Source organism: Lutibacter aestuarii (assembly GCF_042676885.1).
GTDB classification, from domain to species: Bacteria; Bacteroidota; Bacteroidia; order Flavobacteriales; family Flavobacteriaceae; genus Lutibacter; species Lutibacter aestuarii.
This window is the reverse complement of sequence record NZ_JBHTIC010000008.1, coordinates 18580-40824: the sequence shown is the minus strand read 5'-3', so window position 1 is coordinate 40824 and position 22245 is coordinate 18580. Positions and strand designations below refer to the sequence as shown.

Genomic DNA, 22245 nt, shown 5'->3' with positions numbered 1-22245 from the left:
ATAAAAATTACTATATTTAAACAAAGGTAATTGTATGTTAGAGCTTAATCCATCAAAAGGAAAATTACTTGTTGCAGAACCATCTATTCTAAATGACAAAGAATTTAATAGATCTGTTATCTATTTAACTGAACATAATAAAGATGGATGTATTGGTTTTATATTGAACAAACCAACCGATTTTGTTTTAAAAGATTTAATTCCTGAAATTAATATTGATTATACGATATTTCATGGAGGACCTGTTGAACAGGAAAATTTGTATTTTATGCATAAAGTGCCTCATCTAATTCCAAATAGCATAAAAATTGATAAAAATATTTATTGGGGAGGAGATTTTGATGTACTCACTGAATTATTAAATTCAAAAGAAATTGAAGCAACAGATATTAGATTTTTTTTAGGATATACTGGCTGGTCAATTACTCAACTAGATGAAGAACTTAGAGAAGCTACTTGGGTTGTTGTTAATAATAAATACCCTAACTTATTTAAAGTTAACAGTAATGATATATGGAAAAATCAATTATTAACATTTGGTGGTGAATACCAAATTTGGGCAAACGCTCCAAAAAACCCAGCTTTAAATTAAAACTTCTAGTTCTTCTTTTAGTTCATCTGCTACTTCCGTTTTATAATTACTTTTTTTGTATTTTGTTACAGACTGAATTCCTATAATTGTATTTGTTATAAAAACTTCATTTGCTTTTTGCAACTCAAATGGCGAAATAGGTGTTTCTTCTAAATTATAATTTGGATTTTTAGAAAGTATATCAATTAGTTTTTTTCTAACAATTCCCTTAACACACCCTTCAGTAATTGGAGGTGTTTTTATCTTGTTATCTACTACTATAAAAATATTTCCATTAATTGCTTCAGCAACAAATTTTCTTTCGTTTAATAAAATGCAATTATTTAAATTATTTTCTGAAGCGTATATACTTGCCAAAATATTTGTCAGTTTATTAGTGGTTTTTATTGTTGATAGTAACCCCGAATAGCAATAATAATCTTTAAATAAATCAACTGTATAGCTTGCTTTTTTTTCAACTTGTAACATTGAAGCTTCAACTAAATATTGTACTGAATTATTAATAGGAGTGTACAAACCTCCATTACCTCTGTAAACTATTATTCTTACTCTTGCATTGGTTAACTTATTCTCTCTAACAGTTTTTAAAATTTCTGATTCAAAAAAATCTAACGTAAATGACATAGGAATCTCCATTCGAAGCATTCTCATCGAAGCCATTAACCTAAAATAGTGGTCTTCTAAAAACACAACTCTAGAATTAAATACTTTAATTGTTTCAAACAACGCATCTCCATATTTAAAAGCTCTATTTTCAGCATTAAAAAAAGTTGTTGATTTTTCTAAAAAACTACCATTAAAATTTATCATTACCTCTATTTTAAGAGGCAAATTTACATAAAAAAAACCTTGAATAAATTCAAGGTTTTTTATTTTTAATAACTCGCTATAAACTAAGCTCCTATTGTATGTTTTAATTCATTGATTTGATTTTCCCAAAACATTTTAGATTCTTCAATTTCATCTTCTTCTGAAAAATCTGTAACAATTAAAGAAACGTCTTTAGTAATTTCATCTACTTCAATACGAAATTCAAAAAAAGTTTTATCATCTCCATCTTCTAACCATTTAAATTTAATTTTTTCACCTGGCCGTTCTTGTAGAACTTTAGCTTTTTCTTCAGAAGAATCCCAAATAAACGTATATATTTCTCCGCGTGAATTTACATTATCAGCAAACCATTCTGAAAGTCCAGAAGGGGTTCCGAAATATTGGTATAACATCTGAGGTGATGCGTGTATAGGAAACTCAATTTCAAATTTTACTTTTGTAGACATATTCTCATTTTAAAAGCACAATATATATAAATATTCTATTTAAAAAAAATTTAAATTATTAAAAAAATTAGTCAATAAATTTGCTGCATCAAATTATTTATTTTTATATTTGCACCCTCAATAAATGGCGTGGTAGCTCAGTTGGTTAGAGCGTCGGATTCATAACCCGGAGGTCTGCAGTTCAATTCTGCATCACGCTACAAAATTACACTATTAAAAAAAGCGATTTAGGGTTTCCTAAATCGCTTTTTAAATTTAAAACAAACAATACTTTAGATATTAAAAACTTATTTTTTATTTAAAAAGTTAAATGTTCATTTTTGTAGGCTACCATTCATTTTGCAATTTTCCTCATAGCAATAATATAAAAGCTAGTATTAATAAAATAATGCTTTATATTTACAAGTTACTTATTTAAAATATTATTAATCATTTCTTCAAGTTTACCAGACGATGGCCAAGGAGCAAATACATCCACAATTTTTTGATCTTTATCAATTACAAAAAAACGTGGGATACTAACAACCATATAATCTGAAAGCTCATTTCTATATATTTGAAGCTGATTCCCTTTTACTTCATTCTTTTCAAAATATTTTTTCCAAGTTTTTTCTGTATCTATAGAAAGTGAAATAAATTCTACATTATCATTATTATGAAATTTTTCTTCTAAAGCCTCAAAAGATGGCTTTTCAGCCATACAAGGGCCACACCAAGTTGCCCATAAATCAATAACTACAACTTTTCCCTTATAATCACTTAAATTAACAGTACTTCCATCCAACTTATTAAATTTTAAATCAGATGCTGGACTCCCCTCAGTTATAGCTTCATATTCTTTCTCTTTAAATTCAATTGCATTTATATATTCCTGATTCTTAATTTTACTTTTTTCTTGATTTAATTTTTCTTTAAAAGCTTTTGAATAACCTTCTTTAGAGAATTCTGAAATCAAATTGCCTGTAACAATATATTCCTTTAATTCTTCGCTTAATTCAGGCAAATTAAGTTTAGCTCTAAATGAATCATCTTTTAAATAATATAAAATTGATTGAAAGACTTCTAGTTGTAAATAATCTGTACTATTAAAATCTTTTAAATAAGACTCCATAAATGGTGTTAAATATTCTGAAGCTTCTTGGGTTAAGGTATTATATTGCTCTTCTGTAATATCTCCTGATCTCAATTTATAATAATAAAGATATGTAGTAGATTTCAAGGTATTTACATAATCAAAATTAATACGAGAACTCTCTAAACGTTTAAATTCATCAGAAACATTAGTGAGTGACTTTAAAACATTTAAACGATCCTCTACAACTATTTTAAAAGTCTCTGGCATGTCTTTATAAGACTTAATATTTGCTGACAACTCTTTATTTCCCCAGTAAGAACCTCCTTTTGGATACGGCAATTTTCTTAAAAAATTATTAGCTTCAGCTCCTTTTCCTGTAAATGAGGCTAAATCTCTTCCTTTAGTATCAATATTTGCAACTAAACTATCGCCTGGAGTTAAATAAAAAAAAGTTCTACCAGATTGAAAATAGTTTGGTTCTTCTAGGTCGAAGGTAAAATTAAAATTTGTTTTATTTATTAAAGGAATAGCATAAACAATATCTTTATATAAGGTATTTTTAGCTGTTATATTTTTTAAATATAAAGTATCTTGTTCATAATTGGCTACCGTTCCAACTAGAGTCACTTTTTTAGATTTTTTATCTTTATTAGCTGAATCCTTACAAGAAATTGTAAAAATAACTACACCAAACAAAAGAATTAAAGATTTAAAATTCATATAAAAATTTTTAAAAATTAATTAGTTCAACACCTCTTTTAAAAAGAATTTTTTTGTTGAAAAAAATACAATAATTTGAATGCTATAAATTTAAGCTTAATTAAAAAAGTTTCACTGGCGCTAACAAAAACACCAGTGAAACCAAATGAAACTCAGCTTAATAAGTATTTTGTTTTAAAACATTGTCCGAGGCTATAATATCGGTATCAGGTAGTGGATTAGCATACCTTCTTGAGTTTTTTTCTAATGAAAAATTTACAGGTGTTTCTGCTCCTAAAATTGAACTTCCATTATAAGGGTAAAAAGTTCTAGTTACAACAACATCATCTGAGCTATCTTCATTGTTATTATAGCGTCTAATATCATACCATCTATGTACAAAAGGCATTTCTCTTCTTCGCTCTTCTAAAACTTTCACTAAAGCTTCTGCTTGTGAAGCGGCACTTAAATTAATTATTTCTGAAGGTGCAGACGCATCCATTCTACTTGCCCTTAATTGATTGATTGTTTGAATACCTTGTGTATATGCTCCTGTTCTAACTTGGCATTCAGCTAAAATTAATAACATTTCTGGTACTGATGGACCACTTAAGATGTCTGATCTATGAAAGAAAACATAACCTGGGTAATTGTAAGGAGGATCTACAGCATTTGCTTGTTCGTATGAATATCCTTCAACCATATGGTATTTAAACCTTAAATCATAGGTTTGATTATAAAGTGATAATAACTCTTCAGATGGCCAATATTTCCAAGAGCCATTTGATAACGCTCTAAAGTAATACGATTCTCCCCAAGCTAACATTAAATCAGCTTCTTGTGAATCATGTGTATATGGAAAATCAATACTCACTTGAGTAGGCTCAGGATTAAATATAGTTACTTGCGTAGGTGCATTAGAAAAACTCATATCTGTATTATAATCTCTTAAAAAGTCATATTCATTTAATGCTTCTTGAGCATAAGATTGAGCTTTTTCATAATCATTTAATGCTAAATAATAACGTGCCGCAAAACCATTTACCGCAGCTGTACTTGCTCTCCAAGTACGGTTTAAATCATTTACTTGAGTAAAAGAACGTGTTAATTCTAAAGCTTTATTTAAGTCAGATTCAATAAATTTCCAAGTATCCTCTAAACTTACTCTTTCCATGCTTTCTTCAAAACTGGTAGTTTCTTTTATTGGAAGTCCTAGCTCTTGCTTATTTCCTTCTGTATAAGGTAAACAATAAATGTTTGCTAATTGAAAATAGCTATAGGCTCTAATAAAATGTGCTTCTGCTTTAATTTGTTTCTTTTCAGTATCCTCTCCTGCAACACTTCCTAAATTTTGCATTACTAAATTTGCGGTAAAAATTTTCTCCCATTCACGTGGCCAATAAGGTCTATTGGTATTTGGTAAATATTCTTTGTCCCATGTACCATATTGTAATGAAGTAAGACTGTATGAGCTCGTTGAAGCATCATATAAATCAGTTATAAAACCATAGTCATCTGTTGAAAAAATTAACTCGGAGGCTGGTTCACTATAAAACTCACCATAGTTATTAAGTAGTGCTTCTAAATGTTCTAATTTATCAGGGACAGTAGCTGTAGATTTTGATGGTTCTTCATCTAAAAAATCATTACAACTTGCTACTAAGTTTACTATTAAAATTAATAATATTATATATTTAAAATTTTTCATGTGTTTCTATTTTAAAAATTTAATTGAACTCCAAACGTAACTGTTGTTTGCGGCTTAATAGTACCTCTTGGGTATTCAGGATCTTCACCAAAATCATTAAATAAAATGGTTCCAAGATTATTAGCTTGTGTATAAACTCTAGCTGAATTTAAACCAATTTTATCAATAAATTTTGTTGGTACATTATACGTTAAATTCACCTCTTGAAACCTTATGTGTGAAGCGTCTTCTGTTAAATAGCTCATGTATGGGTAAAAACGATCATAAAAATAATATCTACCCTCTGTTTCAGGAATTGGAATAATTTTGTTTGGATCACCATTAGCTACTTCACTATATTGCCTATTTAAAGGTGTTACTCCTCCAGACATACTTGGATAATTAAAACTCTGTCTTCTAAACACATGTCCAAACTTTGCAGTTACAATAAATGAGAAATCGAAATCATATATTTTAAATGTGTTTCTCATTCCAATATTTGTTGGGGCAACCAAACTACCTTGATCTTCCATATAATTTACTGCATTTCCTGGAGCCCAAGATGTAAGTCCAACTTTATCACCATTTTCACCATAAATTGAAGGCTTCATAATTGGATTAGCATCGGTGCCAAAATTATGCATCCCTGCATACACAAAAGACCACAATGTATTTGCATCATGACCTTCTACGTATGATGTTGTTGGTCCATAGTATAAATCATATTGTCTATAATCTGTTTTAAAGAAGCTTGTAATTTCATTATTATTATGTGAATAATTTATACTTCCTCTCCACTTCACATCTTCTCCAATAATTGATTGAGAAGTTCCTAATTCTATCTCAAACCCTTTATTTAACATTTCTCCATTGTTAAACTTTTGAGTTGTTGTACCGTTTACTGATGCAATTGACTGGTTTACAATCAAATCTGAACCTTTTTTATTATATACATTTAAGGTTCCATTTAGATTTCCTTGCAAAATAGAAAAATCAATTCCTAAGTTAAAAGACTTTGTCTTCTCCCAACGTAAAGTAGGGTTTCCAAAACTTGAAATACCTGCTTCACTTTCTTGAGTTATATCATCTAATGAACCAAAGATATTGATTAACGGTTTAAACGAAGTAGATCTATCAATATTTCCATTTACACCATAAGTACCTCTTACATTAAGTCTGTCTATCCAATTAATATGACTCAAAAATTCTTCTTTCCCTAACTGCCATCCAAAACCAACTGACCAAAATGGATTGTATCTATATTTAGGATCGTCGGTAATTAAGTTAGAAGCATCTGTTCTATAGCTTCCCGTAATGGTATATTTATTATCATAGGTATATCCTAAATTTCCATACATAGAAAATAATCTCGTAGTTCCTTCACTAAAAGAATGTATAGGTCTAAAACTAAAAGGATAAAAGTAAGGAGCATAAACACCTGGTAAATAATCCCAAAGGTTTACTTTTTTGTAATCTCCTAAAAGCTGGCTAGTAGCAAGTGTTTCACTATTATATCCAAAAGCATCTGGGTTACTTGTATATTTAGTTATTCTATTAGATATTTCTGAACCAACCACTAAATTTACTGCATGTTTATCTTCAAAAACTCTATCAAAATTTAATTGATTTCTAAAATTATAAGCTGTAATATTTATTTCTGATTGTCTTAAAATTCCTCCATTTGGAACAAGTGGTTTTGGAGCATTTCCATCTAACCAATCTGGAGAAGATGTTTCATTAATAAATTGCCTTACCGTAAATGATTTGTCACTATAATAATTATCAATATCAGAATTATTTGCCTCATATTGAAATTTAGAGCTTACTGTCAATCCATCAATAATATCCAGTGTTAAACCCGTTTGAATTCTTGCATTCATTCTCTTTGTAGATAAGTCTCTACTTTTAATTTCTGTGATTGGGTTATATGACCAATCCGAATATGGGAACAATTCTGTAGGAACAAATTGAGTGAAATTTGGCTGATAATAATGTAAATGTGACATATCAACCAAACTACCATCTTCATTCACTAAATTATCAAATGGTGACATTGAATTGAAAGTAGAAAGTCCAATACCATTTCTAGTATTATCATTAAATTGAAGCATACTAGAAAAATCAAACTTTAATTTTTCTGTAACTTTAATACTGTTTGAAAAATTAATTAAGTATTTACTAACCTTATTTCCAATAAAATAATCTTTGCTATCTTCATATAATAACGAAAGACTATTCAACATTTTATCATTTCCTCCTGAAATTTTAATATTTGTTTGTTTTGTTATTGGAGCTTGTAACAAATGCTTCTTAATTTGACTCTCGTTATTTATACCTCTTAATTTTGTTAATATTGCATCCCTATCTGAATTTGAAATAATTCCTAAACGAGCATTATTCATTGCTGTAATAGCTTGAGAAAATGGATCTAAATCTAATGGATCTATTGATGGAGGACCACCAAATGGGCTTCCAAAAAAGTTAGAATCAAAAGCTTTTTGTTCATAATCTATAATATCTGAACTTGAAGCCAAACCAACTACATAATCTAAATCTAACTTACTAGATGCTCTTAAAAATGAAGAAATTGAAATATTTGTTTTTCCTTTCTCTGCTTTTTTACTTGTAATTACTATTACTCCATTTGCAGATTTTGCTCCCCAAATTGAAGCAGCTGCTGCATCTTTTAATATTGTAATAGATTCAACATCATTAGGATTAATAGAATTAAATCCTCCTTCAATAGGAAAACCATCATACACCACTAATGGTTGCTGATCGGCATATAAACTTGACTGACCTCTAATTTCAAAATCAATTGAACCATCTGAATTAACAGTACTTTGAAGACCTGCAACCATCCCAACTAATCTTTCAGAAATATCAGCGGCAGGTTTTTCCAGTTGTGTTTGATCTATTTTTTCATAAGACCCAGTAACTCTTTCTTTAGATATTTTTTGAAACCCCGTAACTACAACTTCAGCTAAATCACTTACATCCTCTAATAATATAACATTTAACACTGATTGATCTTCAATCGTAAATTCTTGTGTTGCAAAGCCTAAATATGAAAATTTTATAACTTCACCTTTTAAAACTTTGATACTATACTTTCCATCAAAATCTGTAGCAATACCTCTAACAGTTTTACTATCTTTAGGACCTACCAAAACATTTACACCTGGTAAAGGATTTCCTTCTTTATCAGTTACAGTTCCAGAAATAGTGTGTTGAGGCATTTCAACTAACTGAGTACCAACAAACTCGGGTTTTCTTTTGAGTACAATTGTATTATCCTCAGTAAAATCATACGTAAAAACCGTTTTAACTAAACAGCTTTCTAATAATTTTTGTGTACTAATAGTACCCTTTTTAAGTTGCACCATTGGTGCATTTTTAAATAACTCTGCTCCATAAACAAAATGATATTCAGTTTGTTCTTCTATTAAACTAAATACTTCATCTACAGTAACCGTTGTACTGTTAGCTACTTTAATCTTAGAGTTTTGCGAAATACTTTTTTTTGGTGATAACGCAAAAACAACAGAGCAAAATAATAGGATGAATGTTTTCATAATGAATTTAATCAAGTGTTTCCATTGTAATGGAATTGTGTTAGTAAATTTAATTTCCATAAATTTGCTTTTTGGTTAATTAATAATTGTTAATTGATCGAACTTTGGGATGAAGTTCTCTGTTTGGCGACAACTACTTCATCCCTTTTATTTTTATTTTATATAAATTATATCTTCTTTTATTTCATAAGTTATATTATTTGTGTTTTTTAAGGTTTTTAAAAAGTTTTCTATATTTTGATGTTTACTAGATACTCCAGTAATTTTAAAATCTTTTAATTCATTTTTTTCAAATACAATCTTCACATTATACCATCTTTCTAAAACTTTTGAAACTTCAAAAAATGATTTTTTATAAAATTTAAAATACCCAAACCTCCAAGCTGTTTCGTATAATGCATTTACGGTATTGATTTCGGAAGTATTGGTTAGCTTGGAATACTTTAATTGTTGATTTGGAAGTAAAATTTTATTTTCATTATTAATATCAACATTTATTTTTCCTTCAACAAGAACTGTTTCAACAACATTATCATTTTGATAAGCCTTAATATTAAACTCAGTTCCTAAAACTTCAATTTCTTGATGATTTGAAATTACTCTAAACTTATCTCCATGATGTTTTGTACTAGGCGACACAATGAAATAGGCCTCTCCATACAACAATTCTACATCTCTAGGCTGACCATCTATAAATTTAATTGGGTACTTTAATTTAGAATCTGCATTTAACCAAACTTTTGTTCCATCTTCTAAATCAATATAAAATTGCCCTCCTTTTGGGACTGTTAAAAAATTATAAGTTAATTTTGGAACTGGTTCTGATTGGGAAGCTTCGTAAACTATTTTCTCTCCATCACTTTTTATATTTTCCTTTTTGTAGGTTTTACCTTTTTCTAAAACTATATTTGAACCATCCTCTAAGGTAAGCGTAGCTTTATCTGTACCTATTTCAATATTATTTTCAATTACAATATTGGTTTTATTAGTTTCTTCATTATTAAAAATAAAATAACAAACTGAAATAAAAATTACTAGTACAGCGGCGTATTTAATGAAATTTAAACTTCTTAGTTTTGAAAGTTTACTTTCTTTATATGGACCTATCTTAGCTTGTTTTTGAATTTTATTGAAAATTTCTTTTTCAACCAGTTCTTTATTCTCAAATTCTTTCGGCCATTTAAAAATTGTTTGATGACTTAAGAAAAAATTATAAAGACTTATAATTTCATTTTTAGAAGCCTTACCTTTAATAAGTTTCTCAATTAATTCAGCTAATTTTTTTCTATCTTTTAAGCTCATTTCCTCTATCTCTGAAGTATATTACTATATATGTCGAAAAAACTTACGACCACACCTACTTGGAAATGATTTTTTTTTATTTATGGTAATAAATCGTGAAATATAAACATTACCATCTCTAATGAAACAGCATTGCCTAAAGAAGATCTCAAAATTTTAAGCGCTTTTGCAATATGACCTTCTACTGTTCTTTGTGATATGTTCAATTTTTGTGCAATTTCTTTATGAGTTAATTGTGCTTCTCTACTCAATTTAAAAACTTCTTTGCACTTTGTAGGTAAATCTTCAATCACTGAGTCAACAAATTCCATTAACTCAGCATGTATCAGTTTAGTTTCTGGGTTGGAAGATTGAATTCTTTTATCAAAATTTTCTAATAATTCAACTTTTACAACATTACTATTTTTTCTAAAATAATCGTATACCTTATAAATTGTACTAGTGTACAAATAACTTTTTAACGATGTGTTTATTTTAATATTTTCTCTATTGTTCCAAATACTCACAAATATTTCTTGTACAATATCTTCACAAACTTCTTTTTTCTTCACCAAATTATATGCAGCCAAATACATAATTTCCCAATACTCTTTATAAATAGTTACCAACGCAGTTTCATCACCTCTGCTGAGCTTTTCTAATAATAACTTTTGGTTAATTTTTTTTGGTTTTTGCATTAGAAAATTAAATTGGAAACAAATGTAGGTATTTAATAGATTTATTTTTGATGAAATTATTTTTTATAAAAATATTGAATTGAATCAGTAAAATAAACACTTGAAAACTCGATACTTATCATTTTAAAAAAATAATAAATTAATTAGAATTCTTTAAAATTCAATTAATTTAAGTGCAATTTTAACCAATAATGTTTTAAAACACAATAAAGATGTTTAATAATTTTTTTACACTTATTAAATATTAACATTAAGTAAATATTATTTTTTAATAAAAAAATAAGCTTTATAAACTTTAGTTAATTTCCTTTAATAAAAAATATTTTCTTAGTTTTTAATTCTGATGGGTTTCCTCCTATTTGCAGTTCAAACTCACCTTCTTCTACCGTCCAATTATTGTTTATATCAATACTTTTTAAGTCGTTTAGTGATAGGGTGAAATTTACTGTTTTGCTTTCTCCTACCTCTAAATCTACTTTTTGAAAACGTATTAATCTTTTAGAATCAGGAGATAAAATAGCAACCATATCTTTTAAATACAACTCAACAATTTCCTTCCCTTTAATTTTACCAGTATTTTTTACATCAATTGAAACATTAAATTGATCTGATCTATATAAAGTATCTTTATTTATATGAAAATTTGAGTACTCGAAGGTTGTATAAGATAAACCGTATCCAAACTCAAACTGAGGATAAAACCCATCATACCCCCAATTAACATCTCTTATATCTGTTTTTTTGTGATAATAGGTTAGTGCATTTCCAGAATATTTAGGATACGTATATGGTAATTTTCCGCTTGGATTAATTTTTCCAAAAAGCACATCAGATATGGCTCTTCCTCCTTCTTGACCAGGTAAATAAGCCATTAAAATCCCATCAACTAAAGGTTCAATATCTTTAATAATTCTTGGGCGACCTTGAACCATCACTAAAATAACTGGTTTTCCAGTTTTAGCTAATTTCTCAACTAATTCTTGTTGTACTCTTGGCAATTCCAGTTCATTAATATCTGAAGGCTTTTCAGAAGCAGGAATTTCACCAACACAAACTATAATTATATCTGCATTACCTGCTTTAGAAACTGCTAAATTTGAATTAACATCGTTCAAATAATCAGTTCCTTCTACATATGTCACATTGGCTGCTCCAATATGCTTTTCAATTGCTTGTACTACTGTTAATTTACTTGAATCGTTATAGGTGGTATCTCTTCCTAAAAATGATCTCGACCAAGCTCCATTCAATATATTTATAGAATTTGAAGCGTAACCAGTAACAACTATTTTTGAAGCTTTTGTAAGAGGTAAAATATTCCCTTTATTTTTTAATAAAGTAATTGATTCACTGGCTATTTGATAGTTTGCTTTAATATGTTTTTCATTTCCAACATTTGGATAGTCTTTGGGATTAGTATAAGGGTTTTCAAAAAGGTTTAGGTAAAATTTCAAACGTAAAATACGTGTAACCGCATCATCAATTCTGCGCATAGATATATCACCAGTTTCAACCAATTCAACTATTATATCTACAATATCAGCGTCGTATGGATTCATCAATAAATCTAAACCAGCATTTACTGCTAATTTAGTAGCTTCACGCATATCTTTAGCAGATTGATGAGCTTCAACCAAAAATTCAACATCACTAAAATCTGAAATTACAACACCTTTAAAACCTAATTCTTCTTTTAAAATATCAGTAATATAATACTTATTTATATGACAAGGAATACCGTTTACAGCATTAGAACTGACCATAACACCCATAGCACCTTTTTGAATTGCTTTTTCAAAAGGTGGTAAAAAATACTGACGTAAATTATTTTCAGGAATCAACGCATTGGCACGATCTTTCCCATTTTTGCCTGCTCCATAACCCAAAAAATGTTTTACGCATACTGCTGTTGAAATTTGACTTTGTAACCCTTCTTCCTGAGAGCCTTCAATATAAGCATTTGTCATCTCAGAAATTAAATATGGATCTTCACCATAACTTTCAGCAATTCTTCCCCAAAGTGGATTTACTGCTACATCTGCATTCGGATTAAAGTTCCAAGGTAATGATGCTGCTCTAGATTCGTAAGACGTAATTTTAGCTCCAAGTTTGGATAATTCAGGATTCCAAGTTGCTGCTACCGCAATTTGATGTGGGAATATTACTGATTCATTAACATAATTAGCTCCATGAATATTATCAATTCCGTATAATACAGGAATTTTTAATCGAGTGTGCTGCATCGCCGAATCTTGAATTTTCTTTATAATTCTATGCCAATCTTCTTTAAAAGCTGGATATCCTGGTGTATTATGGATTGATCCCACCGCATAATCTATGATAAATTTTTTAAATTTTATACTATCAAAAACAGCACTATCTCTCACATCCCAGTAATCACCTGTTAAAATAGCTGGCAAACCAATATTTAACATTTGACCAGCCTTTTCTTTTAAGGTCATTTTTGATACTAACTTTTTAATTTTTAGTTCTGTTTCATCTGTTTGAAATTCACTTATTTTAATTTGTGTTTCAACGATTTGTTCATGGTTATTACAGCTTGTAAATATTAAAAAGACTATAATTATTTGAATTAATATTTTCATTAGAAAGAGTTCTTTAATTTTTATAGACTCGTATATAATCCAATACAAAATCTTTAGGAAAAATAGTATTATCAATATCATTCCCTCCAAAATTACCTCCTATTGCTAGGTTAACAATTATATAGAAAGGTTGATTAAAAGGCCAAGTTTCTACGGTTTTATTTTTTGGTTTATAGGTATAAAATAATCGGTTATCTATTAAAAAATCTATTTTATTAGGGGTCCAATTAACAGTATATATATGAAATCCTTTTTCAATCCCTTGAATTTTAGCTTTTCGAGTATTTTTAGAGTTTCCATAACTGTCTTGTGTATGTACTGTTGTAAAAATATTTTCAGGTTCACGGCCAACATATTCTAAAATATCAATTTCACCACACAGTGGCCATTTTACCTCATCTATATTGCTTCCTAACATCCAAAATGCAGGCCATAAGCCTTTTCCTAAAGGCAACTTTGCCCTCACTTCAATTTTGCCATATTGAAATTCAATTTTATTTTTAGTAGTAATCCTAGTTGAAGTATAAATTGAATCTTCAAGTTTTGCCGTAATTGTTAAAAAACCATTTTTTAAGGTGTGATTATTTTTAGTATAAATCTGTTTTTCATTATTTCCCCATCCACATAGCTTTGGGCAACCATCTCCCAATTCAAAATTCCAAAAATTATTATTTAAACTTGTACCTTCAAAATTTTCTTCCCAAATTAATTCTTGTTTCGTTTTACAAGAAAAAAGCAAGAATGTTACTACTAAAATTAGTAAGTACTTTTTCATAACTATTTTAAAATTGACACTATTATTTTCTCAATTTCTCCTGTTCTACTAAAAATTTGATTACTTATAATTTTTGGCAAACTTAACAGGTTTAACTTCTTTTTAGCACCATTACTAAATATTACTTCTAGTTGTTTTTTTGTACCCAATTTATAAATGATAGGAATCTGACAATATGTAAAACAAAGACTATTGCTCTTTAAAATAAGTTCTTTAAGCTCTTTACTTATTGCTGTATACTTAAAAGCACTTGATTTTTGTAAAAATTCAGTTCTTTTTAATAAAAATGGATTAAAGTGTAATTTCCCATCTTTAATCAATATTCCTAACTCTCCATATCTACAAATTACATCTTCCTTAACTTGTCCTGTCATTCCTGGTTGTTGAGCACCTTTTCCTGCAGGTGTGTGCGAATATGGATCTGTTGGAAACGCCCCATAAATTTTTGGAGATTTATGAACTCCTATCCCTTTATTAATTTCGTGATAATGATGATTTAATTGATTTATTAATTTTATACTTTCATTATTATCAACTGCCTGTACACAATTTTCTTGAACTGCCAATAAAAGCTTTGAAACCATATGCCAGTAAATAGAGCCTAACCCTTCATATCCGAAAAAAGTACCTGATCTTCCAGTAAATGCCTTATGGTTAAAAACTTCTTCAAAAAGACTAAATAAATATTCTTTTTCTTTCAAAATTAAATTGGAATATGTATCTGAATTTAATTCTAACAATGCTTTTTTAAGACATTTTACATTATTGAAATTTCCATTAAAATGATAGTTTCCTTGGATATCTTTTTCAATAATTTGTGTATTTCCATTTTTTAGAAGTGTATGTAGAAACTTAGAATTATTCACTTTAGTTTTAGGAATTGTATTTTTTTCAGTAAATCGAGCTAATTCTTTGTTTGGATATAATAAATAACTATTCTGATCTTCCCTATACAATGCACTGTTTCTTAAAGAATCTATAATTTCTAAACTTTCAATGGTAGATATAGCGCCTGAACTTAATACAGCTACTTGACCTTCTAGCATTTCAGGTAAATGAGAAATCGAAACTTCCAATTCATTTTTAATATGAATTAAATTATAGGAGTGATAAAGTTTATCTTCTCTCTTATTTGCCCTAATTGTATGATCTATAAAAAACTTTGAAAGTTTAAAAAATTCTAAAAGTTCAGCTTTAGTAATGGCTATTTTATTACTTGTAAATCCTTTGTTATACACACTCATTCTATATGAACTTCCTGCTGTTGCTAAACTATCTAAAATTGTTTTACGTTTTCTATCAGATATTTTTCCATTTAACACATGTTCATTTTCAGTAAATGTTTTAACTACTTCTTTAAAAAACATATACAGTTCTTCAGAAATTTCAGTTTTTTCAATAGTATTATTTTTTTGAACAAGGTCTTCAAAAAATGTTATAAAACGGTTTAGATAATACAACGTTACCATAGAAACTCCATTACCAACTAGTGCATTGTTGGCATCATTCCACTCTGGCCGTTGTGTATTTAGCCAAATTCCAGCCTCTGGAATAAAATTTGAGATTTTCGCCAATACTGGAACTAACAATTTTTCTATTAAATTTACTTTGTGAATAAAGAAATTCTCGTCTCTTAACAATGCTCCATCTGAACCTAATTCAAGCTTTTTTTGATTAATTTTTTCGTTTAATTCAACATCAAATTCTATGGTATCTTTTGGATTGTTTAAAATTTCAGAATAGCTTTTAATTTTATAAGGAACATTGGCATAAACAAATAAGTCTTGGTTAAAATAGTTGCTTAATTCATTTGGAAAATAATTTTCACTAAATTCCAAAAACTTCAATAAATAAATAATTTGATGATCTCCCCAATAACCAATAAACGACCAAGGATCATTAGGCTCAATTACCTCCCAATCAAAACCTGCTTTTGTAACTCTGTATGGATTATAACCTTCAAAGGTTGTAGCATTTAAAAACTTATGAATCATACCTTCAATAAAATTAGGGTATGAATGTGCTAAAGCTTCCCAATTTTGAAATATATCTCTCCAATTCCCTTCATAATCTAATATTTTAGAACCATCTATTTCACTTTTGGTATTAATTGAAAATTTATTCCAAGGTCTACTTGGATCTCCGTGTCTTCTACTAAATTTTAACGGTAAATACTCAAAACACAGTCTTCTAAAGTTTTTATCTTCTTGATTTTTTGCAGTTTCTTTTAATAATTCTAATGAAAATTTATTTGGAATCTGATTTAAAAATTGTTCTTTTTTCTTATAAACTTTTTTATTTGCATTTAAAATATAAGCAGTAAAGTCTTTCTTTTCAATCTGGTAATTATCATCAAAAATTCCTCCACGCATGATATTAAAAAGCGTATTAGAAAAATGCCTAGTATTTACTAACGTATCTGAAGTTAACTGTATCCCATCTGAGTTCCCCGAAAGCTCAATTAATCTTTTGGTTCCTAGATCAATATCTTCTTCTACTAACCTTTGAAGATTTTTATTATTTTTAATTTGTTCTGAAATTTCGCAAATAGCACTAATTGTTTGATTTACATTTGCTACTTGCATCCAGGAAGTTGAATTATTTGACGCTATTTTGGTTTTAAAGCAAGTAAAATAAGCTCCTTTTTCAGCTTTTATATCTGTTTCTTGGGTAATTTTTACTTCTTTTCTAAAGTTATTTAATTGCAATGAGGATAATAAGTAGGTTGGATTTTTAATTCCTAAAGACCAAGCAATAGTAGCTTTTAAAGCTTCACTTGGTTCTGCTTTATCGACTATAATTGCACTCAAAGCATAAATTCCAATTCCTACTTCCTCTTCAAGTTCATTTTTTTTATATGCATCTACTAAATTACTTCTTGTATTTTGCATCTCTGCGGAAACTCCATAAGGAACAATGTTTTGAATTCCATCTAAAACTTGAGCTTGAATACTTTGGTGGTTGTTATTTATAATTGTTGATTTTTTGACAAAGCCAAACCTATTGCTAGAATTCCATTCATATCTAAAAATTACACTTAAATCATTATTAATTTCTTCAAAAATTAATTTATTTCCATAGCTATTTTTATATAAATTTCTTGAAATATTATAAATACTCTTTTGGGTTTCTGAAAAAGGTTCCCATAAGTATTTTTTTGAGTCGATTTCAATTTTTAAAATTGTTTTACTTCCTGTAATTTCAAAAGATTCTGTAATTTTATCGTCTGTATAATATGGAAAAAGTGCTAAATCGCTATTTTTTCTTCCAGCGCTTAAACCTCCATTACTTGCTATAAACATCCAATGATTAGAGTCACTAACAATGCTCATAAAAAAAGGCCTCATTTGGTCTACATTAGAAATTTTATAATAGCTTTCATTATTTAAATTTATCATTTCACCAGCCACTACATTAGCTTCAATAAAGGCTTTATTTTTTCCTATATACATTTGACTTAGTTAATTTTAACTATTTTTTGGTATTACAAAAACCTCTTAAAGTTACTGAAAGAGGTTTTATTTTTAACTATGATATTTTTTTATTATTCTACTTTAAAAGGAATATTTGCTGTTGCAGCATGTCCATTTCCATCACTTGCATAAACAAATAAACGATAAATACCCTTTTTTGGCGTTTTAAAAACATACTCACCATTGTCCTCATTAATCACTTCTACACTAATCGCTTTAGGTCGTTCTTCGTAATCTCCACCATCTTGTAAATCAGTGCTTTCAGGTAAAATTTCCCAAGAATATTTAATAGCATCATTTTCAAAATCGTAAATTTTAACTGAAGCGGTTCCTTCATCTCCATATTTAAAAATTACATCTTCGTAGGCTGTTTTTCCATTTAAGGTAAATGTTTTTATTTGTGGTGTTCTATTTTGAGGCCATGTACCATTCCAAATATAATGCATTACATCAACCGATTCTGTTTCATCTCCATTTTCTAAAAATATACCATACCAAGTAGGGGTTCGTTCTTGTTTATTTCCCCAAAGAAAAACATAAGAACCTATACATTGCAAAGTATCTGCTTGAATACCTTTTTGGTATCTTTTTAAATAATTAGCTGCTTTTAAAGTGCTGTTTTCTTCAATTGGAGCTCCCCAACTTGTTTTAGGAACTTCCCAATGTCCTGTTGCTCCCCATTCTGTAACCATATAAGCACCTTCCCAACCAAATTCTCTAACTAATTTGGGCAAGTTTGGTAAATCTCCATACATTTGTAAAGACAATATATCTAAATCTGAACAACGCTCTTTTATTAAATCAACTTCATTTTTAGAAATTCCTGCCAAACTAGTGGTAGTTAAGTGATTGGGATCAATTTTATGAATCATTTTAGAAATGTCATTAACTGCATTCCAAACTTTAGGATTTGTATATCTTAAATTCAACTCATTTCCAATACCCCATAAAAGTAAAGCTGGATGATCTTTTAATGCTAACACTTCTTTTTTAATTCTTTCTAGCTGGTTATTTACTGCAATTGTATCATTATAATCAAAACCATGTCTTTCTCTACCAACTTCAATTCCCATTGCAACCATTAGCCCATTTTTATAAGCCTCATCTAGAATTTCTTTTCCACTTTTTTTCCCATTTTCTGTTCTCCAAGTTCTAAAAGAATTTCCTTTATGTTTCGCTAATGACTCAATATTACCGTGTTCTAAACCAGCTCCCTTTATATAAAATGGTTTGTTATTTACATACAATTGAAATTTTCCATTTTCTTTTTTAAGTGTGACTTTTACAGGTTTATTTTTTGTGATTATTTGCTCACTTTTTGATTGATTGTCCTTACAACCAACAAAAAGAAAAATAGCAATAACTAGTCCAATTATTTTTTTCATCTTATTCTACTCTCATTAATAATTCTTCAACTTCTTCTAAACTTCTTCCTTTGGTTTCAACTATGTATTTTAATACAAACAATAAAGATAATACTGCCATTAATGCATAAATAGCAAAGGTTATTGTAGGTCCTAAATTGGTCAATTCCCAAGGGAAAAATTGAGTCACCGTATAACTTACTAAAGAGTTAAAGAAACCAACTGCTGAAATAGCTATTCCTTTCACATTTCCAGGGAAAATTTCTGATAACATTGTCCACATTACAGGTCCTAATGAGATTGCAAATGCAGCTACATATAATAAAATTGCAATTAATACTAAGGTTGCATTAATACTTATAAAGTTTTTTACCTCGTATCTTTTGAAGTTAAAAAGCTGTTCTTTAGTTAAAATTTGTTCTAAATTTTCAAACAATTCATTCTGTGAATTAAATGAAGTTCCTTTTATTTGATTAAGCGCTAATTTTAACTCGCTATTTTCAATTTTTTGAAGATTGTTTTCATTAAAATCATACGTTGCATTGTTAAATGCTAATGTTGCCATAGTCAAGGCAATAGTCATAGCAGAAGTTCCAATTATCAATAAAGGCTTTCTACCTAATTTATCAATTAACCTAATTGCAACCAGTGTAAAAACCAAATTAGTAAGACCTACAACTATTGCCTGTAAAAATGATGAATCTGTACTGCCTCCGGCTTGTTCAAAAATAGTTGGAGCATAATAAAAAATAGCGTTTATCCCTGTAATTTGTTGAAAAAATGCCAATCCAAATGCAATGATTACGACAGTGGTCATTCTTTTACTAAAAAAATCTGCATAAGTTCCTTTAGCTTGCTTTTTAGCAACTCCTCTTAGAATTTCTTCAATCGTAATTTTAGCAAATTGTTTACCTCCAATTTTGTTCAATATCTTTTCAGCCAAATCTACTCGATTCAATTTTTGAATTAGCCATCTTGGGCTTCTAGGCACTATAAATAGCGCTAAAAAATATAAGAATGCAGGAATTGCTTCAACTCCTAACATCCATCTCCAACTCTCTCCTTCAATATCTTTTAAAAAATAATTTGAAAAATAAGCAACTGAAATACCTATAACTATGTTTAATTGATTTAAAGAAACTAAACTTCCTCTTAATTTTGGCGGAGCAACTTCTGCAATATAAATTGGAGCTATTAAAATTGCGCCTCCTATACCAACTCCTCCAATTATTCTTGCTATTACAAATGAAATGTAATTGGTTGCTAATGCAGACCATGTTGCTGAAACTGTAAACAATATTGCTGTAACTATTAATAGTTTTTTTCTTCCATATTTATCGCTTAGTGGTCCTGCAAAAATATTTCCAGCCATAGCCCCAAAAATGACACAACCTACTGAAAAACCAAGCTCCCAATCAGACATTTCAAAATAAGACCTGATTCCTGTTATAGCTCCAGAAATAACAGCACTATCAAAACCTAGAAGAAAACCGCCTAAAGCTACAATAAAACTGATGGTAATAGTATATGATTTATTCATAATAATTTAGTTTAAAATAATCGTTTGAATTGATCTACCTGATATTTTAACATTTGAAGTTTGATTATCAATTGTAAGTCTGTAATCTATTTCAGCATCGTTTTCGTTTAAAACAACTATTACAATACTTCCATTAATATTTTTGAATGATGTTGCGCTTAAATTATTTGATGTTGATCCAGTAGAGATTCGTTTAGCTCCAGGTCTAATAAATTTTGAAAAATGACCAATGTAATAAAACGAGTTTGTAAAAGTAAGTTCTCCTGTTTGTGTATTGCCATGAACAGGAGCAAAACATAAGTTTCCAACGTGGTTTGGGCCACCAGTTTCGTTCAGCAAGATATTCCAATCTGTCCAAGCTACTGTTCCATTATTAAAATCGTTAATCATTGCTTTTGCATAACGTTCTGCCAATTTTGGATCTCCTATTCTATTTATATCATAAGCTTCGTTACAACCCTCTGTAAAAATTAATTTTTTATCTGGAAAACTTTCATTTACAGCAGCTACATTTTTAAACATTGGCGTTCCATCTTTCCAATCTTCATACCAATGAAATCCTGTACCCCAAACATATTTACTGGCTTCAGGATCCTTTAAAATTACACTTGCTCTATCAAAAAGTAAATCTCTATTATGATCCCAAACAATAATTTTTTTATCTCCCAAACCTTCTTTTTCAAGCGTAGGTCCTAAATAATTTTTTAAGAAATCTCTCTCTTCTTCAGCAGTATATATACAAGATTCCCATCGTTGTACAGCCATTGGTTCATTTTGAATAGACAATCCCCAAATTGGAATTCCTTCTGTTTCATATGCCTTAATAAACTTTACATAATAATTTGCCCAAGGCTGATAAAATTGAGATTTTAATTTTCCTCCTTGTAACATACTATTATTTGTTTTCATAAATGCAGGAGGACTCCAAGGGCTTGCATACATTAACAATTTACCACCAGCAGCTTCAATAGCTTTTTTAGTAAATGGTATACGATATTTTTTATCATGGGCAATTGAAAAAGTTTCTAATTTTTCATCTCCTTCTTCAACATAAGTGTAACTTTCACTTGAAAAATCACAGCTATGTATTATGGTTCTTGCCAACGAATAACCAATACCTTTATCTAAGCTAAAATAAGCTTCCATAAAACGTCTTTGTTGATCTTCACTTAACTTGAAAAATGTCTCGGCTGATGCATCGGTAAGTGCCGCACCTATCCCAATAAACTCTTGAAATTGTTTGGAAGTATTAACAAAAATTGCTACATCCGTTTCAAATGGTTGCTTAAGCGAATTAAATTTTATACTTCCTATGCTTTCTAGTTTTTGTGTTGTTTTTGATGACGTTTGAAAAATTTCATTTTTCGTTAATAAAAGAGTTTCAACGATATCTTTATTAACATCATTATTTTTAAAATTAGAAGTATTACAGCTAGTAAACAAGGCTACTAACAGGCAAAATAATCCTAGTAAGTTTCTATTTTTAGAATATCTAAACATTAAAGTTGAATAAAGTTATTATAGGTATTAACAGTGAAACATTTTTTGTTTGACTTTATCAAAAGTTTTAAAATTTGATGAAAGGTCAGAATAGTATTTTCTG

14 protein-coding genes and 1 tRNA gene are annotated in these 22245 nt (G+C 28.9%); 2 read left to right on the top strand and 13 right to left on the bottom strand.

Features of this window, described 5'->3' with window-relative positions:
- Positions 1 to 34 precede the first annotated feature (34 nt).
- Positions 35 to 592 (top strand): YqgE/AlgH family protein, encoded by a 558-nt coding sequence (locus tag ACFQZW_RS07730; protein ID WP_298262265.1) that lies wholly within the window; start codon positions 35 to 37, stop codon positions 590 to 592.
- On the opposite strand, the gene ACFQZW_RS07725 is transcribed toward ACFQZW_RS07730, so the two are convergent.
- Both ACFQZW_RS07725 and ACFQZW_RS07720 read right to left on the bottom strand, forming a co-directional pair.
- Complete coding sequence (locus tag ACFQZW_RS07725; RefSeq protein ID WP_298287332.1) at positions 584 to 1402, bottom strand: aminotransferase class IV; 819 nt, start codon at positions 1400 to 1402, stop codon at positions 584 to 586. The two genes, ACFQZW_RS07730 and ACFQZW_RS07725, sit on opposite strands and share 9 nt — an antisense overlap.
- Before the next feature lie 83 nt (positions 1403 to 1485).
- Positions 1486 to 1869 (bottom strand): START-like domain-containing protein, encoded by a 384-nt coding sequence (locus tag ACFQZW_RS07720; RefSeq protein WP_298262263.1) that lies wholly within the window; start codon positions 1867 to 1869, stop codon positions 1486 to 1488.
- A 126-nt stretch (positions 1870 to 1995) separates the two neighbouring features.
- On the opposite strand from ACFQZW_RS07720, the gene ACFQZW_RS07715 reads away from it, so the two are divergent.
- A tRNA-Met gene (locus ACFQZW_RS07715) sits at positions 1996 to 2069 on the top strand.
- 206 nt (positions 2070 to 2275) lie between these two features.
- Here ACFQZW_RS07715 and ACFQZW_RS07710 read toward each other — a convergent pair.
- The 11 genes from ACFQZW_RS07710 to ACFQZW_RS07660 all read right to left on the bottom strand — a co-directional run bounded on the left by ACFQZW_RS07710 (position 2276) and on the right by ACFQZW_RS07660 (position 22142).
- On the bottom strand, positions 2276 to 3664 hold the full coding sequence (locus ACFQZW_RS07710; protein WP_386782173.1) for a TlpA family protein disulfide reductase: 1389 nt from the start codon (positions 3662 to 3664) through the stop codon (positions 2276 to 2278).
- Between the two features lie 157 nt (positions 3665 to 3821).
- A complete protein-coding gene (locus tag ACFQZW_RS07705) occupies positions 3822 to 5351 on the bottom strand; it encodes a RagB/SusD family nutrient uptake outer membrane protein (protein ID WP_386782171.1) in 1530 nt (509 codons plus the stop codon).
- An 11-nt stretch (positions 5352 to 5362) separates the two neighbouring features.
- The gene (locus ACFQZW_RS07700; RefSeq protein ID WP_372801015.1) at positions 5363 to 8965 is read right to left on the bottom strand and encodes a SusC/RagA family TonB-linked outer membrane protein; all 3603 of its coding nucleotides are present in this window, start codon (positions 8963 to 8965) and stop codon (positions 5363 to 5365) included.
- A 93-nt stretch (positions 8966 to 9058) separates the two neighbouring features.
- The gene (locus ACFQZW_RS07695; protein ID WP_386782168.1) at positions 9059 to 10207 is read right to left on the bottom strand and encodes a FecR family protein; all 1149 of its coding nucleotides are present in this window, start codon (positions 10205 to 10207) and stop codon (positions 9059 to 9061) included.
- A gap of 80 nt (positions 10208 to 10287) precedes the next feature.
- The gene (locus ACFQZW_RS07690; protein WP_372801019.1) at positions 10288 to 10884 is read right to left on the bottom strand and encodes an RNA polymerase sigma-70 factor; all 597 of its coding nucleotides are present in this window, start codon (positions 10882 to 10884) and stop codon (positions 10288 to 10290) included.
- A 299-nt stretch (positions 10885 to 11183) separates the two neighbouring features.
- Complete coding sequence (locus ACFQZW_RS07685; protein WP_386782166.1) at positions 11184 to 13490, bottom strand: glycoside hydrolase family 3 N-terminal domain-containing protein; 2307 nt, start codon at positions 13488 to 13490, stop codon at positions 11184 to 11186.
- Between the two features lie 13 nt (positions 13491 to 13503).
- Positions 13504 to 14265 carry a glycoside hydrolase family 16 protein gene (locus ACFQZW_RS07680; protein WP_372802624.1) on the bottom strand — a complete coding sequence of 254 codons (762 nt, stop codon included), beginning with the start codon at positions 14263 to 14265 and terminating at the stop codon, positions 13504 to 13506.
- A 2-nt stretch (positions 14266 to 14267) separates the two neighbouring features.
- Positions 14268 to 17717 carry a hypothetical protein gene (locus ACFQZW_RS07675; RefSeq protein ID WP_386782163.1) on the bottom strand — a complete coding sequence of 1150 codons (3450 nt, stop codon included), beginning with the start codon at positions 17715 to 17717 and terminating at the stop codon, positions 14268 to 14270.
- Positions 17718 to 17809: 92 nt separating this feature from the next.
- Positions 17810 to 19123 carry a glycoside hydrolase family 2 TIM barrel-domain containing protein gene (locus ACFQZW_RS07670; protein ID WP_386782161.1) on the bottom strand — a complete coding sequence of 438 codons (1314 nt, stop codon included), beginning with the start codon at positions 19121 to 19123 and terminating at the stop codon, positions 17810 to 17812.
- A gap of 1 nt (position 19124) precedes the next feature.
- Positions 19125 to 20642 carry a sugar porter family MFS transporter gene (locus tag ACFQZW_RS07665; RefSeq protein WP_298262254.1) on the bottom strand — a complete coding sequence of 506 codons (1518 nt, stop codon included), beginning with the start codon at positions 20640 to 20642 and terminating at the stop codon, positions 19125 to 19127.
- Positions 20643 to 20648: 6 nt separating this feature from the next.
- Entirely contained in the window at positions 20649 to 22142 is a 1494-nt protein-coding gene (locus ACFQZW_RS07660; protein WP_298262253.1) for a glycoside hydrolase family 30 protein, read from the bottom strand.
- Positions 22143 to 22245 lie beyond the last annotated feature (103 nt).

Excerpts from the sequence above, each read along its gene's own strand:
- ACFQZW_RS07730 (WP_298262265.1), top strand. The coding sequence starts at position 35 with ATGTTAGAGCTTAATCCATCAAAAGGAAAATTACTTGTTGCAGAACCA.
- ACFQZW_RS07725 (WP_298287332.1), bottom strand. The coding sequence starts at position 1,402 with ATGATAAATTTTAATGGTAGTTTTTTAGAAAAATCAACAACTTTTTTT.
- ACFQZW_RS07720 (WP_298262263.1), bottom strand. The coding sequence starts at position 1,869 with ATGTCTACAAAAGTAAAATTTGAAATTGAGTTTCCTATACACGCATCA.
- ACFQZW_RS07710 (WP_386782173.1), bottom strand. The coding sequence starts at position 3,664 with ATGAATTTTAAATCTTTAATTCTTTTGTTTGGTGTAGTTATTTTTACA.
- ACFQZW_RS07705 (WP_386782171.1), bottom strand. The coding sequence starts at position 5,351 with ATGAAAAATTTTAAATATATAATATTATTAATTTTAATAGTAAACTTA.
- ACFQZW_RS07700 (WP_372801015.1), bottom strand. The coding sequence starts at position 8,965 with ATGGAAATTAAATTTACTAACACAATTCCATTACAATGGAAACACTTG.
- ACFQZW_RS07695 (WP_386782168.1), bottom strand. The coding sequence starts at position 10,207 with ATGAGCTTAAAAGATAGAAAAAAATTAGCTGAATTAATTGAGAAACTT.
- ACFQZW_RS07690 (WP_372801019.1), bottom strand. The coding sequence starts at position 10,884 with ATGCAAAAACCAAAAAAAATTAACCAAAAGTTATTATTAGAAAAGCTC.
- ACFQZW_RS07685 (WP_386782166.1), bottom strand. The coding sequence starts at position 13,490 with ATGAAAATATTAATTCAAATAATTATAGTCTTTTTAATATTTACAAGC.
- ACFQZW_RS07680 (WP_372802624.1), bottom strand. The coding sequence starts at position 14,265 with ATGAAAAAGTACTTACTAATTTTAGTAGTAACATTCTTGCTTTTTTCT.
- ACFQZW_RS07675 (WP_386782163.1), bottom strand. The coding sequence starts at position 17,717 with ATGTATATAGGAAAAAATAAAGCCTTTATTGAAGCTAATGTAGTGGCT.
- ACFQZW_RS07670 (WP_386782161.1), bottom strand. The coding sequence starts at position 19,123 with ATGAAAAAAATAATTGGACTAGTTATTGCTATTTTTCTTTTTGTTGGT.
- ACFQZW_RS07665 (WP_298262254.1), bottom strand. The coding sequence starts at position 20,642 with ATGAATAAATCATATACTATTACCATCAGTTTTATTGTAGCTTTAGGC.
- ACFQZW_RS07660 (WP_298262253.1), bottom strand. The coding sequence starts at position 22,142 with ATGTTTAGATATTCTAAAAATAGAAACTTACTAGGATTATTTTGCCTG.